General features: G+C 64.3%; 12 protein-coding genes and 1 pseudogene. 8 read left to right on the forward strand and 5 right to left on the reverse strand.

Features of this window, described 5'->3' with window-relative positions; translation table 11 throughout:
- Positions 1-322: 322 nt before the first annotated feature.
- Both IEY88_RS42070 and IEY88_RS45335 read right to left on the reverse strand, forming a co-directional pair.
- Positions 323-2779: a preprotein translocase subunit SecA gene (locus IEY88_RS42070; RefSeq protein ID WP_189160506.1), complete on the reverse strand. Its 2457-nt coding sequence runs from the start codon at positions 2777-2779 to the stop codon at positions 323-325.
- A gap of 12 nt (positions 2780-2791) precedes the next feature.
- Positions 2792-3067: a hypothetical protein gene (locus tag IEY88_RS45335; protein WP_189160507.1), complete on the reverse strand. Its 276-nt coding sequence runs from the start codon at positions 3065-3067 to the stop codon at positions 2792-2794.
- Between the two features lie 45 nt (positions 3068-3112).
- Between IEY88_RS45335 and IEY88_RS45655 the strand changes: the two are divergent.
- A pseudogene (locus IEY88_RS45655) lies at positions 3113-3175 on the forward strand (winged helix-turn-helix transcriptional regulator); the annotation flags it as partial.
- A gap of 56 nt (positions 3176-3231) precedes the next feature.
- Here the strand turns inward: IEY88_RS45655 and IEY88_RS44740 are convergent.
- A complete protein-coding gene (locus IEY88_RS44740; RefSeq protein ID WP_229694271.1) occupies positions 3232-3438 on the reverse strand; it encodes a hypothetical protein in 207 nt (68 codons plus the stop codon).
- On the opposite strand from IEY88_RS44740, the gene IEY88_RS45660 reads away from it, so the two are divergent.
- Positions 3340-3633, forward strand: a complete 294-nt coding sequence (locus IEY88_RS45660) for an Lrp/AsnC ligand binding domain-containing protein (protein ID WP_373294295.1) — start codon at positions 3340-3342, stop codon at positions 3631-3633. The genes IEY88_RS44740 and IEY88_RS45660 overlap by 99 nt on opposite strands.
- Here IEY88_RS45660 and IEY88_RS42085 read toward each other — a convergent pair.
- Both IEY88_RS42085 and IEY88_RS42090 read right to left on the reverse strand, forming a co-directional pair.
- The gene (locus tag IEY88_RS42085) at positions 3539-3772 is read right to left on the reverse strand and encodes a hypothetical protein (protein ID WP_189160508.1); all 234 of its coding nucleotides are present in this window, start codon (positions 3770-3772) and stop codon (positions 3539-3541) included. The genes IEY88_RS45660 and IEY88_RS42085 overlap by 95 nt on opposite strands.
- Before the next feature lie 254 nt (positions 3773-4026).
- Entirely contained in the window at positions 4027-6132 is a 2106-nt protein-coding gene (locus IEY88_RS42090) for an EAL domain-containing protein (RefSeq protein WP_189160496.1), read from the reverse strand.
- 1526 nt (positions 6133-7658) lie between these two features.
- Between IEY88_RS42090 and IEY88_RS42095 the strand changes: the two genes are divergently transcribed.
- From IEY88_RS42095 to IEY88_RS42120, 6 genes are all read left to right on the forward strand, one after another.
- Positions 7659-8666: a ribonucleotide-diphosphate reductase subunit beta gene (locus IEY88_RS42095; RefSeq protein ID WP_229694272.1), complete on the forward strand. Its 1008-nt coding sequence runs from the start codon at positions 7659-7661 to the stop codon at positions 8664-8666.
- 16 nt (positions 8667-8682) lie between these two features.
- Positions 8683-10368: a ribonucleotide reductase barrel domain-containing protein gene (locus tag IEY88_RS42100; protein WP_229694273.1), complete on the forward strand. Its 1686-nt coding sequence runs from the start codon at positions 8683-8685 to the stop codon at positions 10366-10368.
- Between the two features lie 2 nt (positions 10369-10370).
- A complete protein-coding gene (locus IEY88_RS42105; RefSeq protein ID WP_189160497.1) occupies positions 10371-10523 on the forward strand; it encodes a hypothetical protein in 153 nt (50 codons plus the stop codon).
- 446 nt (positions 10524-10969) lie between these two features.
- A complete protein-coding gene (locus tag IEY88_RS42110) occupies positions 10970-11548 on the forward strand; it encodes a hypothetical protein (RefSeq protein WP_189160498.1) in 579 nt (192 codons plus the stop codon).
- A 179-nt stretch (positions 11549-11727) separates the two neighbouring features.
- On the forward strand, positions 11728-11958 hold the full coding sequence (locus IEY88_RS42115) for a hypothetical protein (RefSeq protein ID WP_189160499.1): 231 nt from the start codon (positions 11728-11730) through the stop codon (positions 11956-11958).
- 61 nt (positions 11959-12019) lie between these two features.
- Positions 12020-13245: RNA polymerase sigma factor (locus tag IEY88_RS42120; protein WP_229694274.1), on the forward strand; the 1226-nt coding region annotated here is incomplete at its 3' end.

The raw sequence follows: 13245 nt of genomic DNA on the forward strand, positions 1-13245 counted from the left end.
CGACTCGATTGTTCCCATCCTTGTGGCGTCTTCGGCGGGAGTACCAAAGGATGGGAACAGGGCTGAACAGCGGTTTTGTTCCGGCAGTCTGGTGGTGGAGGCATCGTTCGGCCTATCTGCGCCCGAGTAGCGGCCTGGGGACGGGACGCTCGGACCCGTCCCCACCGCAGGCGATCCTCTCCAGGAGAGCGACCGTGGGAGTGCCTTAATCAACCAGGAAGGCGGGGGAGCTCCTCCGGAGAGGTCTTATGGGAGTCACTCAGGCTCTGCGGCGACGCCGCTTTCCACTGCTTCAACGGTGTAGACCGTCCGTTGTGGAAGATCATCTCGCGACGCGCTTCGCTTTCCTTCGTCGTCGCCCGCGTGCAGACTGCCGAATCGGATGCATGGCCTCCGGCGGTTGAAGACTGCCCAGCCACGGTTTGAGTTCATCGGGAAGTGGGCCGATGTCGCTGTCGTACTGGACGTGTTGAAGTTGTCGGGTGGCCTCGTCGTACAGGAAGGCGACTGCCCGCGGGAGGGACAGCTGGTGCTTCTTAGCTTTCAGATAACCGGCTAGGCGCTTGTGAGCTTTCGCGAGACTTTCGTGCGGAGGATGGGTAGCCCACACGAGCAACCATCCCTCTGCGGGTTCCACTGTGCCAGTGACGGGCCAGGTGAGGCTGCGGCCTTGGCCATCGCTCCGCGGTTCCGACAGCAGGCGCTGCGCCGAGCCGGCCAGCTTGCGCTGGGCTTCGAAGGCGCCTGAGAGAAGGGTGGCGCCGATGCTGAGCCACCCGTAGACGCCTTGCGTATGGAGGAGGTCGGCGAGTGGTGCGAGCGGCGCCTCGACCATGGTGGGTTTCAGCGCGGAGGCGTCCGCGCCGTTCAGCTTGGCGTCGTGCCACCGGTCGAGCGGGTCGGTGCGAGACGTGATCAACGACCTGGCTTGCCCGCGATAGCGGCGGCGTTGAGCGGGTTTGGGTTCGGGGAGAAACGGAAATGCTGCGCGCTCTTGGTCGGGGTCCGGTTCGACCCACAGCCCTGACTCGAAGAAGTAGAGGAACAGGTCTAGTTCGTCCGGCGCGGAGTACAGCACCGTCACCTGTGGGTTGCGGCGCCGTCGTAGGTACAGCAGGAACTCCGCAGGCCGGTCGATGAGCTCCGTGATGAGTTCCAGATCGTGAATCGAGACGGTCCAGCAGATGTTCTCCGGCGCGAGCAGTCCGGCTCGAACGAATTCGGCGGTCGCCGTGGCGACACTCGACAGGTCGTCGAGGCTCACCGTGATCGTGTGGATCTCCCGGATGTGCGTCAGGTCGACCCAGCCTTCGCCCTCGACTCGGACACCGCCGTCGCCTTCGATCAGATCGCGCAGTCTGCCGGCCTGCTCGGCTGCCTTGGAGATGATGCTGGTGAGGTCGGTCCTGATGCGGTTGACCTTGCCGCCACGTGACAGCGCGCTCAGCGCGTTGGCCTTGTCCTCGACGACGATCGCCACGTCGTCGAGTAGAAAGAGGTGGTCGCCCTCGACGCGCTTGGTGTACTTGGCGGGATCTCCTGCTGTTTGCTCCTTCGGGGTTGCTGGGATGAAGTACTCGAAGCGCTCTGTGCCGCCGCGATGGCTCGCGCCAGGAAGGACCTTCTCGAGTGCGGCCCGCGTCCGGCTTTCGAGGAGATCGCCGCGGTGTTTGCGGTAGGTTTCCCAGACCGGCGACGACTTGAGGTGCTCCTCGAAGTTCTCCTTGATCGCCCCCGCGATGAGAGCGCTGTGCGGCAGCATGATGCGACCGCTGTCGTGGACCAGCACAGGGTGCGTGCGCAGAGGGTTCCTGCCGGCCATGAAGTCGTCCGTGACTTCGGCGGGAGTGCTTGTGCCGAGATCGAGGCGGAATTGGTCCACGATCGCGCTGACACGGTCAGCCGGCTGTCCTGTTGCTGCTGCAATCTCCTCGATCCCTGCCGTGACCGTCTCGATCGCTGGCTCCCACATCGCGGAGAACTGCTCTTGTGCGGCGTCGCGCAGCACTGGGTCCGGCCCGGTTTCGGTCGTCGAGTTCATCGCGATGTCAACGGACTCGAACATCGCCTGCATGCGGGTGTTCAACTTGGCGATCTGGATGTCGTGACAACTCTGCAGCACCGCCAGGACATCCGCGGCGGAGAAGCCGAGATCGGCAAGGAGCGCTTGCCGAACCTCTGGGCAATCCTCGAAGAGGCTGTGGACGGTTGCCTCGGCCACGTCAGCGTAGGAGGTGCTGCGCATCCAGACCTCGTTGCCCCGGACGTAGGTCGAGATCATGGCGAGCTTGTCGGTGGGCTTCGTGGTCGCCATGACGCGCAGTTGCGACAGGTGCATCAGGTGGTCGAGCTGGCTCTTCGCTGCGGGCACGAATTCAGTCGTCGACAGGTTGCTGCCGGAGCCACTAAAACCATTGGGTCCTTCAGCGGCCAGCGCGATCAAGGCCAGGAGTTCGACGTGGGCGGCGACTGCGTCGAGAGCTGACACAGGTGGACCGCCGAAACTCGACGGCAGGAACATAAGTCGGGCGACCTCGACGAGCCGCAGCGTGTCGAACTGGCGGACGTCGGCGACGAGTTGGTTGACGGCTTCGTCGATCGTCGCGCCGATACTCGCTGCGGGGTCGTCAGAGGGCGTGAACGACTGGATCAGCTTCTCCATCGCCGTCAGTGAGTCGAGAACTGTGAGCGTGTGCACGTCAAAGGGCGCGGCCTCAGCCAGTCGTGCCTGCTTCTGTCGCTGCTTCCGCGCGGCGCGGCGGCGGGACTTACCTTTCATGTTAAGAGTGAATCACGTTGGGCCAAGCGGGTTTGCGGAGTACGCAAGCTGTCCACTTTGTGGCCAAATAGCACGACAACGCTCGACGCGAGCTGCGCTTGCGATCATCGTCATGTAGTCGTCGAACGTCCAGTCGACGCCGAGCCCGCAGAACTGCGTCTGCCAGATGTGCCGGTGGGTGTCGACGAAGTCCGGCAGGACGATTCGGCCGGTCGCGTCGATGACCTCGGCGTCCGGCGCGTCGATCTGTTCGGCAGCCTCGGTGATCACGCCGTCAGTGATCAGCACGTCGCCGTAGGCGAGATCGAGCGGGACGCCGGGGCCGGCGATCTGTTGATCGCTGAGCAGGATGGCCGGATCAGCAACGCCGACCTCGCCGACCGGGTCGGCCTGTCGCCGTCACCCTGCCTGCGCCGAATCCGCAGACTGGAGGAGACCGGCGTCATCCGCGGCTACCAGGCCGTGGTGGATCCCGCCCCGGTCGGCCGCAGCCTGCGCGTGATCGCCGGTGTGCGGCTTGTTCGGCACGCACGCGCGTCCAGGCGTTCGAACGCGCGATCGTGCAGATTCCCGAGGTCGTCCTGACCCACGTCGCCGGCAAATTGGACTACGTCCTCCAGGTCGAGGTCGCCGACCTGGCCGCCTACGAGGACTTCCACGCCAACAAGCTTGCCGGACTACCCAGCGTCGCGGCCGTGAACAGCTACGTCACGATGAAGACCCTCGCCGCGGACGGCCAGGTGCAGTGCCGGCCACAGCTCACGGGTGGACGTGCGGCCCGACGCCCTCTTCGAGTCGGAGGGACTCGAGGAAGACGAACGTGGTGCTGCCCACGAACACGTCGGCCACCCTGAGCACTCCCGCGTACTTGCGCACGATCGGCGCGGCCCGCCTGCTCGGTAGCGGTGTCGAGGTATGCCTTGGCGGCGGCATGCTCTCGGCGATGTCGTTGACGTACTTGCGGTACACCACGACGTCGTCGCGGGTGCCCAACCGGCCGAGGCAGCCGCCGATGAAGTGCTTCCAGGGGTAGGAGAGAGAGCGGTGCTCGGTGCCGCGAGGGGGCCAAAGACGCCCTCGTTGACGTTGAACGCGGCGAATGATCTCCAGCCGGGCGCGACGACGTTGATGAGGATCAGCGTGTCTTGGCAGGGCAGGCGGAGGTAGGAGAACCGGTCTTCACGCCGATGAGCCTCCTCTATCGACCTACCTCAGGGCAGGGACCTGGGACGGCCGACTCCCTTCAGCTATCGGGCTGCTTTTGGTCGGCCCCATGTCTCGGTCCCCATGAGGTTGACGCCGACGAATCCATCGACGCCGATCTTCCCCCACATCTCGGCTTCCTTGAACGTGCTGACGTGATCGGCGATGACCAGGCGCCCCGCGCGTCGTACGTACGACAGCGCACTCGTCAGCACCTCGGCTGTCCGGCCGTATGGCGTGGTCGAGCGTGTCCCAACCCTCACCATGCGTACGGGAAGTTCGTCTGTGAGCTCGATTTCGGCGGGCGAGGCGGTGAATTCGTGGAGACCGAGCAGAATCCCGCGGTCGGAGAGGATCTGTGCGTTGTCGAAGGCAGTGTCGTCGGCTGCCAGCAGAGACTGAACAGGGAAGTCGAGAAGTAGTCGTCCTGCGGGCATCGTGCTGCGATGTAGTAGTTGGGAGACGAAGGCCACGAGATCAGGGTCGCAGGCCATGTCGTCCGTCAACGTGACGAGCAGTGTCCGGTCGTCCTGCGTTGCTTCCTCGACGGAGACAGACAAAGCCCACCGCCCGATCCGGCGCATCAAGTCGGAGCGCTTGGCGATGGCGACGCATCGGTCGTGGTGGATCTCGCCTTGGAGCGGATGGTTCCAGCGAAGTCGCGACTCGACAAGAGTTTTCGTGTCACTGGCGAACATGTGTACTGGCCGGTGAAAGACCGTGATCTGTCCTTCCTCCCAAGCGCCTGCCATGAACGCGGCGAGGACTGCCTCCCCGCGATCGACGTCATCGACCGCCGGGTCGTACATGGCCCACTCACCGCTGCCGGAGGACCTGGCGCGGTGCAGAGTCGCGCCTGAAGCACGAAGCACACCCTCAGGCGATGTGTCTTCCGGCAGACGTGGCAGCACCCCCGTCGACATCGACACCGCGATGCCGCCGCCGTCGAGCCAAAAGGGGTCCAACAACTCCTCAGCAACATTGCTGATTGTTGAGACGATGACCGAACCGGTTGTCTCGTCCTCGACGAGCACCACGAACTCTTCACCGTCCAGACGGCAAACCAGGCTGTGCTCCTGGAAGAAGACGTGTCTCAGTCGGGTCGCGACGTGTTGCAGGATCCTGTCACGTGCCGATTGACCGAGACCTTGAGCGATCGTGGGAAGAGAGTCGACGCTGAAGTGGTAGAGCGTCGTACTGCGTTCAGGTGCGTTGCGAAGTAACCACTCCAGGCGGCGAACGAGTGCGGAGCGGTTCTTCAATCCGGTCAGCTGGTCGTGGTCCCGCAAGAACGCCGAGGCCAGATCCGCGAACTCCAAGGCAGTCAGGTCGCGGTCCTGCCCGTCAAGTAGTTGCTGGACCCGGTCCAGGCCGGCCGTCGTGTCGCGGAGGACCTCGTCCGGGCTGGGGGTGTCGACGCCACGTAGATCGACAGCGAGGTCGTGATCAGGAAGCGGAACGCTCCGCAGCCGACTCTCGAGGTGCACGATCCTGGTCTGTGCTTCGTCGCTGAGCCGGGCGGCGCGGTCGCGCTCTTGTTCTGCCTGCGCGAGTTGTGCGTCAGCGCGGGTGCGCTCCTGCTCGGCGATGGTCAGTCGTTGCTGCACTGACTGCAGTTCCGCGCGATGAACGGCGGCTTCCCTTCGGCTTTGGTCGCGGTCGGCAGTGAGGTTGGTAATCAAAGTGGACAGTCTCATTAGGACAATGCGCAGCACCGTGATCACCTGTGCTGCCTGATTTTCGACCTGAATGGACACGAGCAGCTGTTTCCGGGCATCGTTCAGGTCATCATTGACAGCCGCGAGTTGCCGGTGGGCCTGGATCGTCTCGTCTTTAGCCTGAAGCAACCGTGTGTACGCATCGGGTAGCTCTGAACCGGAACGAGGCCGGGCGTTGCTTTTTCTGGCAGCGTCCCACAACCCCCTGGCGGTGTGCTTCCGGTCGGTCCACTGCTGCTGACTTGTGCAGGCTTCGACGAACCGCACAACGAACTGCCAGTCAGGCAGTTCCGCCCCGTTAATCTGCTTCGAGACGGTTGTGTCGCTACAGCCGCAGCGAACCCCGATCTCCTTGACCGTCAGTGTCTGCTGAACGGCGATTCCGCGCAGATAGCGCGCCAGCTCGTGCCGAGCGGAGTCTGTGCCCTTCAACGGCCCCCAGGGCCTGCCCCGTCCCACTCGTCTCCTCCACGACTTGTCCGCGGACAACCTGGAGTTGTCCGCCACGACCTGAGTTGTCCCTGCGGACAAACGCGGGATGAACCGCTGATCTGCAACCTCCTCAGGGGACCTGGCCTTCAGAGTCCCGACCTTTTGAGGAGAAGACCATCATGCCCGCTGCCATCAGGGAGATCTGCCGCACGATCCGTGCCGTGTTGTCGACATGGCACCACACTTTGCGGTTTTGTGTGGTGGTCTGTGTGGTCGCGGCCTTGGCTGTCGCAGTCCGCGTGCACGGTTGGCCACCGCAAATGTGACGCGGTCCTGCGAGCCGCTCCAGTGCGACAGTGGTCAGCAGGCTCTCCAGCGTTTCAAAGCAGGATGCGGGTGCCCGTATGCCGTTTGGTCCTCGTTGGAGGCGTCGTCACTCCAACGGGTGAAGCACGGTAGGACCCGTGCTCTCCGGGCGAGTTCGTCCTATTTCGCGCTCCCAATGCTCATCGGCGGGACCAACGTGGTGAACTGATCCATTAGCTCTTTGAGCCGCGGGTTCGTGGCATGCTTCACGTCGTGGAAGATCGCGGCCCAGCGCTTCTCTTGGGTGCGCTGGGCCGGGGTGTCTGTGACGAGGCATTGTTTGGAGGCCAGTGGCGGCGGCATTCCCACCTGCCGGTTGGTGATCTCGGTACGTGCCGCCGCCCTGGCCGGACCTCGGGGAGGGCGCCACCCTGCGCGCGATCGTTCTTGCGGAGGGCCGGACCTCGGGGAGGGCGCCACCCTGCGCGCGATCGTTCTTGCGGAGGGCCGGACCTCGGGGAGGGCGCCACCCTGCGCGCGATCGTTCTTGCGGAGGGCCGGACCTCGGGCGGGAGTACCGAAGGATGGGAACAGCGCTGAACAGCGGATTCGTATCGGCAGCCTGGTTGTGGAGTCGAGTTTCAGATTGTCCATCCCCGCCGGGTGTGCATGGGACGTGAGTCCAGCTCTACAACCTTAAATACGCCGGGGAAGCGATGTTGTCGACTGGAAGTCGAGGTGTCGCGACGACCGTGGTGATGGTCAACACGATGGCATGAACGACTCGGTCGTTGGCAACTAGCTCTATGTCACAACATCTTGCCCTAAATGCCGAATCTGTCCACTACCAGGAACGCATTGCCCAGCTCGTTGAACGTCAGCTCGAGTAGGCGGTGTTCGCTACCAAAGGCGACTGGCCGTGACATATGAGTCCTGGCGATCGCACCCTTCCGTAGCAGGATGACGGCGCGTCGGCTGTCGCCGAAGCGATGATGTCAGAGGTCGCCGCATCTGCAGCTAGCACAAGATGTAGTGGGGCGTGACAACTCTTACAGCATCATCTGGTGTGTCGAGTTCGTGTGTGATGACCATGAGGCTTAGGCTGTCGCGGACGATCTTGCCTCGGCGGTGTCGTCGTAGCCGGCGTGCACCCTGACGTCGGAAGTAGAGATTCGCCGGGCCTGTTCGGCGGCGCACATGTGGGAAGGACCAATCCGGCGATGATCGAGACCGGTGGGCTGCCGATCCGGCAGCCCAAGGAGGCGTACGTCTTCGACTATCCGTTCGCTGACGAACTTGCCAAGACGCAGCGCAGTATCTTCTGGACGGCGGAGGAGATCGCGGTCCAGAACGACAAGCAGGACTTCCTGGCGAACATGAGCCCGGCCGAGCAGGAAGCGGTCAAGACGACCCTGAAGCTGTTCACCATCTACGAACTGATCCTTGGCGGGGAGGTGTGGGGCGACCGGCTGTTCCACGCGTTCCCTCGCCCCGAGGTGCAGATGATGTGCAACGCGTTCAGCTTCGCCGAGCTGAACATGCACGCGCCGTTCTACGCGAAGCTCAACCAGGTCCTCATGATCGACACCGAGGAGTTCTACACCTCGTACAAGAACGACCCTGTCCTGGAGGAACGGATCGCGTTCGTGCACGTGGCGATCGCCGACGACGACCTGCTGTACGCCCTCGCGGTCTTCACGCTGATGGAGAACTGCGTTCTGTACAGCAACTTCGCGTTCCTGAAGCACTTCCAGTCACAGGGCAAGAACTTGATCCAGAACGTGGTTTCCGGCATCAACTTCTCGGCCTGTGACGAGAACCTGCACGCCACCGGCGGTGCCTGGTTGTTCAACACCCTCCTCGACGAGTACCGAGCCACGCCCGGCGCGGTGAAGGAAGAGGTCGACGACCTGGTGACTCGCGTCCGCGCCGTCGCGGAGCACCTGTACCACCACGAGGCACGCATCGTCGAGATGCTCTTCTCGCACGGCCCCATCGACGGGATCCGCGAGGACGACCTGGACACCTTCGTGAAGTCCCGGGTCAACATGACGCTGGAGAACATGAACCTCGAGCCGCTGTTCGAGATCGGTGACAATCCCGTCGCCGAATGGTTCTACTCCGGCATCAACGGCACCCAGTTCCACGACTTCTTCCAGGTCACCGGTAACGAGTACAACCGCAACGTCGGCGAGATGGACTTCACCTTCGACGACGACGCTTTCTGAGCAGAGAGAAGCCGCAGTGAGTATCTGGGAGTCGCTGAGCGCCGAGCGCAAGGCGCTGCAAGCAGCCGGGGAGATCCCGCCCTTCATGACGACAGCCGGGTATTCGATGTTCGTCAAGAAGTACATCGAGATGGACGGGACGGTGAAGTCGCGGTACGAGAAGATCGCCCGTACCGCCGCCGACATCGCCGACGAGTTGTATCCGCGCACCGGCGGCGCGGGCTGGTACGACGCGTTCTTCGAGGTGATCTGGAAGGGCTGGCTGTCGCCGTCCACGCCGGTCCTGGCGAACCTCGGTACCGACCGCGGGTTGCCGGTCAGCTGTGAGGGCTCCTACATCGAGGATTCGGTGTGGGGTTTCTACGACACCCTCAAAGAGGCGGCGCTGCTGTCCCAGCAGGGTTTCGGCACATCCGCTTACCTGGGTGACATCCGTCCGCGTGGCGCGAAGTTCTCCGACAACGGCAAGGCCAACGGGGTCGTGCCGGTGTTCCAGAACTTCGTGGAGATGACCAACCAGATCAGTCAGGGTTCGACCCGGCGCGGGTCGTGGGCCGGGTACCTGCCGGTCGACCACGACGACTTCTTCGAGCTGGCCGACCTGATCTTCCGAGAGCCGGCGAACAAGAACGTCGGTTGGATCTTCACCCAGGACTTCATCGACCGGCTCGTCTCCGGCGACGCCGACGCGCTCGCCCGGTACAAGCGGGTTCTGAAGATCCGGGCGGTCCTCGGCAAGGGCTACATCTGGAAGGTCGACACCGTCAACGACCTCCAGACCGAGAGCTACAAGGCGAACGGCCTGGCCAACAAGGCGTCCAACCTGTGTTCGGAGATCACGCTGTTCTCCGACGAGGACCACTCGTACACCTGCGTGCTGTCGTCGCTGAACCTGGCCACGTACCGCGAGTGGGAGGGCACCGACGTCGCGTTCACCGCGACGGTCTTCCTCGACGCGGTCGCCGAGGCGTTCCTGCGCCGGGCCCGTGAGATCCGCGGCCTGGAGCGGGCGATCCGCTACACCGAGAAGGCCCGCAGCCTGGGCCTCGGTGTCATGGGCTACCACGACATGATCCAGCAGCGGATGATCGCGTTCGAGTCGCCGGAGGCCCGCGAGATCAACAAGACGGTGTTCGCTTCGATCGCCGAGCAGGCGAATCGGGCGTCGGTGTGGATGGGTGAGGTCGCCGGCGTTCCCGAGTGGTGCGTCGGGCGGCGCAACAGTCACCTGATGGCGGTCGCCCCGACGATGAGCACCGCGTTGATCGTCGGCGGCACCAGTCAGGGCATCGAACCGTTTGTGGCGAATGTCTGGAACCAGACCACCTCTGCCGGTGAGATGGCCCGGGCCAACCCGAACCTGGTCTCGCTGATGAAGGAACGGGACGTCTACACCAGCGAGACGATCGACGACATCGTCGACAACGACGGCTCGGTGCAGCACGTGTACTGGCTGAAGGACGAGGAGAAGGCGGTCTTCAAGACCGCCTACGAGATCGACCAGGAAGTCATTCTCACGCAGGCCGCAGACCGGCAGCGGTTCATCGACCAGTCGCAGTCGCTGAACCTTTTCTTCAATGCGGACGCGACCCCTCAGGAGATCAGCCGCATTCACAAGAAGGCGCTGCTGGACCCGTACATCAAGAGTCTTTACTACATGCGTTCCCGGGCGGGCGTGCAGGCAAGCAAACAGAGGAGATGAGAATGGCTGAGCAGAGTGCCGTGATCGAGGCGGCGGGTTCGGTGGCGACGGAGAGTTCCGCCGACGGGGACTTCGCGATCGACTGGGACGACGACGACATGGAGGTGGGCCTGACCTGCCGCATGGAAGAGGGCTGCGTGACCTGCGAGGGCTGACCCTGGCGGCCACAGCTGCACTGCCGGTGCCTGGTGTGGAGGTCAAAGCCTCCAGGTGGTGCCGCTCCGGTCCGTGCGCCTTCGATCACGTCGCGGGCAGGTCTTTCCTCTGACGAGCGGCAAGTTAGGTGACCTAACTTGCCGCTTAAGGGGTTGTGTCGCCTTTGCCAGCTGAGATCTGTCGGACTCTGCTGGCCGGCCATCTGTCCGCCCGGCCATCTGTCCGCCCGGCTGGCGATCGCTCCTGGGTTCGTCAGCCTGCCGGCCGCCCATGCCACAACGGTCGAGGGCGAGATTCTGATCGTCGCCCACCACGACTCGCCCATGGGATCGGCTCTGGGCGGTGTCCGGGAGGGAACGCACGCGGTGCTGCGCACCGAGGACGTACCACCGTTTCCTGAGTCTCCCTGGCTGGGCCGAGTCCGGCTTGCGGGCGGATCTACCCGGTGCCGGCCGGGCGGCTGCGTGCCACCGCGGTCGCCTTCGCCGAGGTGAACCCGCTGGCCGAACTGTTGCTCGATCGCACCGAACTGCGCCACACCCCGGCGCTGCTCCGGGGCGTGCGCGGCGTGCTGTTCGAGACCCTCAGCGGCCGGCCTGATAGCCACGCGCCCGCCCACTTCGCGGGCCGCAGCCCAGCGAAGCGCCGACGCCCGGCAACGCGCCGAAGAAGCACTGCTGGCGCTGCGCAGCTCAACGACGAAAGCGACCGTCGCGGCGCTCGCCACGAAGGCGAACGTCTCGCGCTCCTGGATCTACACGCAACCCGACCTGCTCGCCGCACTCCGCACGCTCGCCGGCGGACCACCGGCCCCGAGGTCAGCCGCCGCGACAGACCGATCGATTCGGGTTCGGCTGGCGGCTGCGCTGGTCGCAACCAGCGGCTTGAACAGCGAGTCAAGATCCTCACCGGGCAGAACGAACAACAACGCCAGCAGCTGGAACGCGTCTATGACGAGCTGCGACGACTGCAGACAGCGGAGCCCGCAGCGGCGAAGCCAGCACAGCCCGCGGCGCACGGGTGACAAAAAGACTGTGGCCGGGCACCATTTGGTGCCCGGCCACAGCTGCACGGAGCGTTCATCGCGCGCCTCCTCTGGAGTATGCGCGGCGACCGCCTAGTGCCGTTGGAGGATCCGCCGCCCCGATCTCTTTGGCCGGAGGATGGGCGGCGGGAACTCCTGTCGCACAAGGACATCACGCCATGACGCACGTACAGGAGCCCGAGCAGGGCGCCAGCAACCCCGCCAGCAAGAGCACGACGTCGCCCAAGAAGACCGCTGCCAGCGGCACCGCTGCCAAGAAGATCGCGCTGCCGCAGCAGTTCCAGGCGGTGCGCGACTCGGTCGCGCTCACCGAGGTCGCCCGCAGCACCCCGCTGCTGATCATCATCATCCTGGCGATGTGGCTCGGATGGTCGCCCGAGCAGATTTAGGGGCTCGTCCTGGTGCTCGTGCCGATCTTCATGTTCAACCGTCGCCCGGGACAGGCCTGACATGGATGCCTACCCCTACGAGGTGCTTCTGCGGCCCTCGTCTTCCGAGCAGCTCCTTGAGCCGTTCTGGAAAGAGCTCGACGTGTACCTGACCCCCGTGCTGCGGAGGCGGGCCTGGTCAAGCCGCATGAATGGTGGCGGGTATGACCCGGACGACGTCGTTCAGGAGACGCTGCTCAGGCTGTTCGCCCTCCCCGCCGAGAAGCTGATCGCGATCGACAACCTCGTGGGCTACAGCCTGCGGGTGTTGCAGAACGTGATCACCGACTTCCGGCGCTCGGAACGCCGGCGCGCCGGTCTGATCTTGATCGGCGGGCCGCTCGACATCGACCGCGAACTCAACCTCGCGTTCACCGAGTCGGAGTTCAACCCGGACCGCGTGGCGCTCGACAGGGAAACGCTCCAGGAGACGCTGCTTGCCATCGGCAAACTGGGGCGGCACCGCGACGAGGTCGCGCGCCTGGTCATGAACAGCTACTCCATCGGCGAGATTGCGCACTTGCTCGGGCTGGGACGGTCCGTGGTGTTGCGGATGATCCACGAGATCAGGGCGACGGTGCGCTCGTTGAAGTCCGATGATGCGGAGCGGGACCGCGAGCAAGATCCGGTGCGTCAGGATGATGCACCGGCGCAGGCCGACCAACAACAGCTCATTCGGGCCATCCGTCGACTGGGCAACCGCCAGGCGGAGGTCCTGATCATGTCGGCTGAGGGCCTCAAGCCGAGGCAAATGGCAGCGCTGTTGGGCATCCAGGCAGGCGCCGCTCGCGCGAGCCTCTCCTACGCCCGCTCGGCTGTCTCACGGCCACGGGCTGGACCAAGGAGAAGCTCAGCGTCGAGCTCGCGGTCCTCATCAGGTCCGGCTACTCGCTCGCAAGCTAGTTATTCAGAAACGCACGTCCCTCGGGGGGTTTGTGTCGTGGACATGTCCACGACACAAACCCCCTTCTCTTCGCTTCAGGATGTCAACGAGCTGCAGATAATGGCGGTGATCTCCCGGCGGACAGCCTGCTCGAACTGGGCCACGTCTAGCGGCGGTTCCACTTCCCCTTCAGCGCATCGTAGACCGGCCGGATGCGATTGGAGGCTGCGCGAGCCGATTATCGGAGGCCAGTGGCGGCGGCATTGCCTCCTGTCGGTCGGTATCGCGGTACATGCCGCCGCCCTGGCCGGACCTCGGGGAGGGCACCACTCTGCGCGAGGACCCCGTTGTGCGGAGGGCCGGAC

This window comes from Lentzea pudingi (assembly GCF_014646255.1).
In the GTDB taxonomy this organism is placed as follows: Bacteria; Actinomycetota; Actinomycetes; order Mycobacteriales; family Pseudonocardiaceae; genus Lentzea; species Lentzea pudingi.

What these genes read in the sequence shown, in the direction of transcription:
- IEY88_RS42095 (WP_229694272.1), top strand. Translation starts at nt 7,659, where the DNA reads ATGATCGAGACCGGTGGGCTGCCGATCCGGCAGCCCAAGGAGGCGTAC.
- IEY88_RS42105 (WP_189160497.1), top strand. Translation starts at nt 10,371, where the DNA reads ATGGCTGAGCAGAGTGCCGTGATCGAGGCGGCGGGTTCGGTGGCGACG.
- IEY88_RS42070 (WP_189160506.1), bottom strand. Translation starts at nt 2,779, where the DNA reads ATGAAAGGTAAGTCCCGCCGCCGCGCCGCGCGGAAGCAGCGACAGAAG.
- IEY88_RS42115 (WP_189160499.1), top strand. Translation starts at nt 11,728, where the DNA reads ATGACGCACGTACAGGAGCCCGAGCAGGGCGCCAGCAACCCCGCCAGC.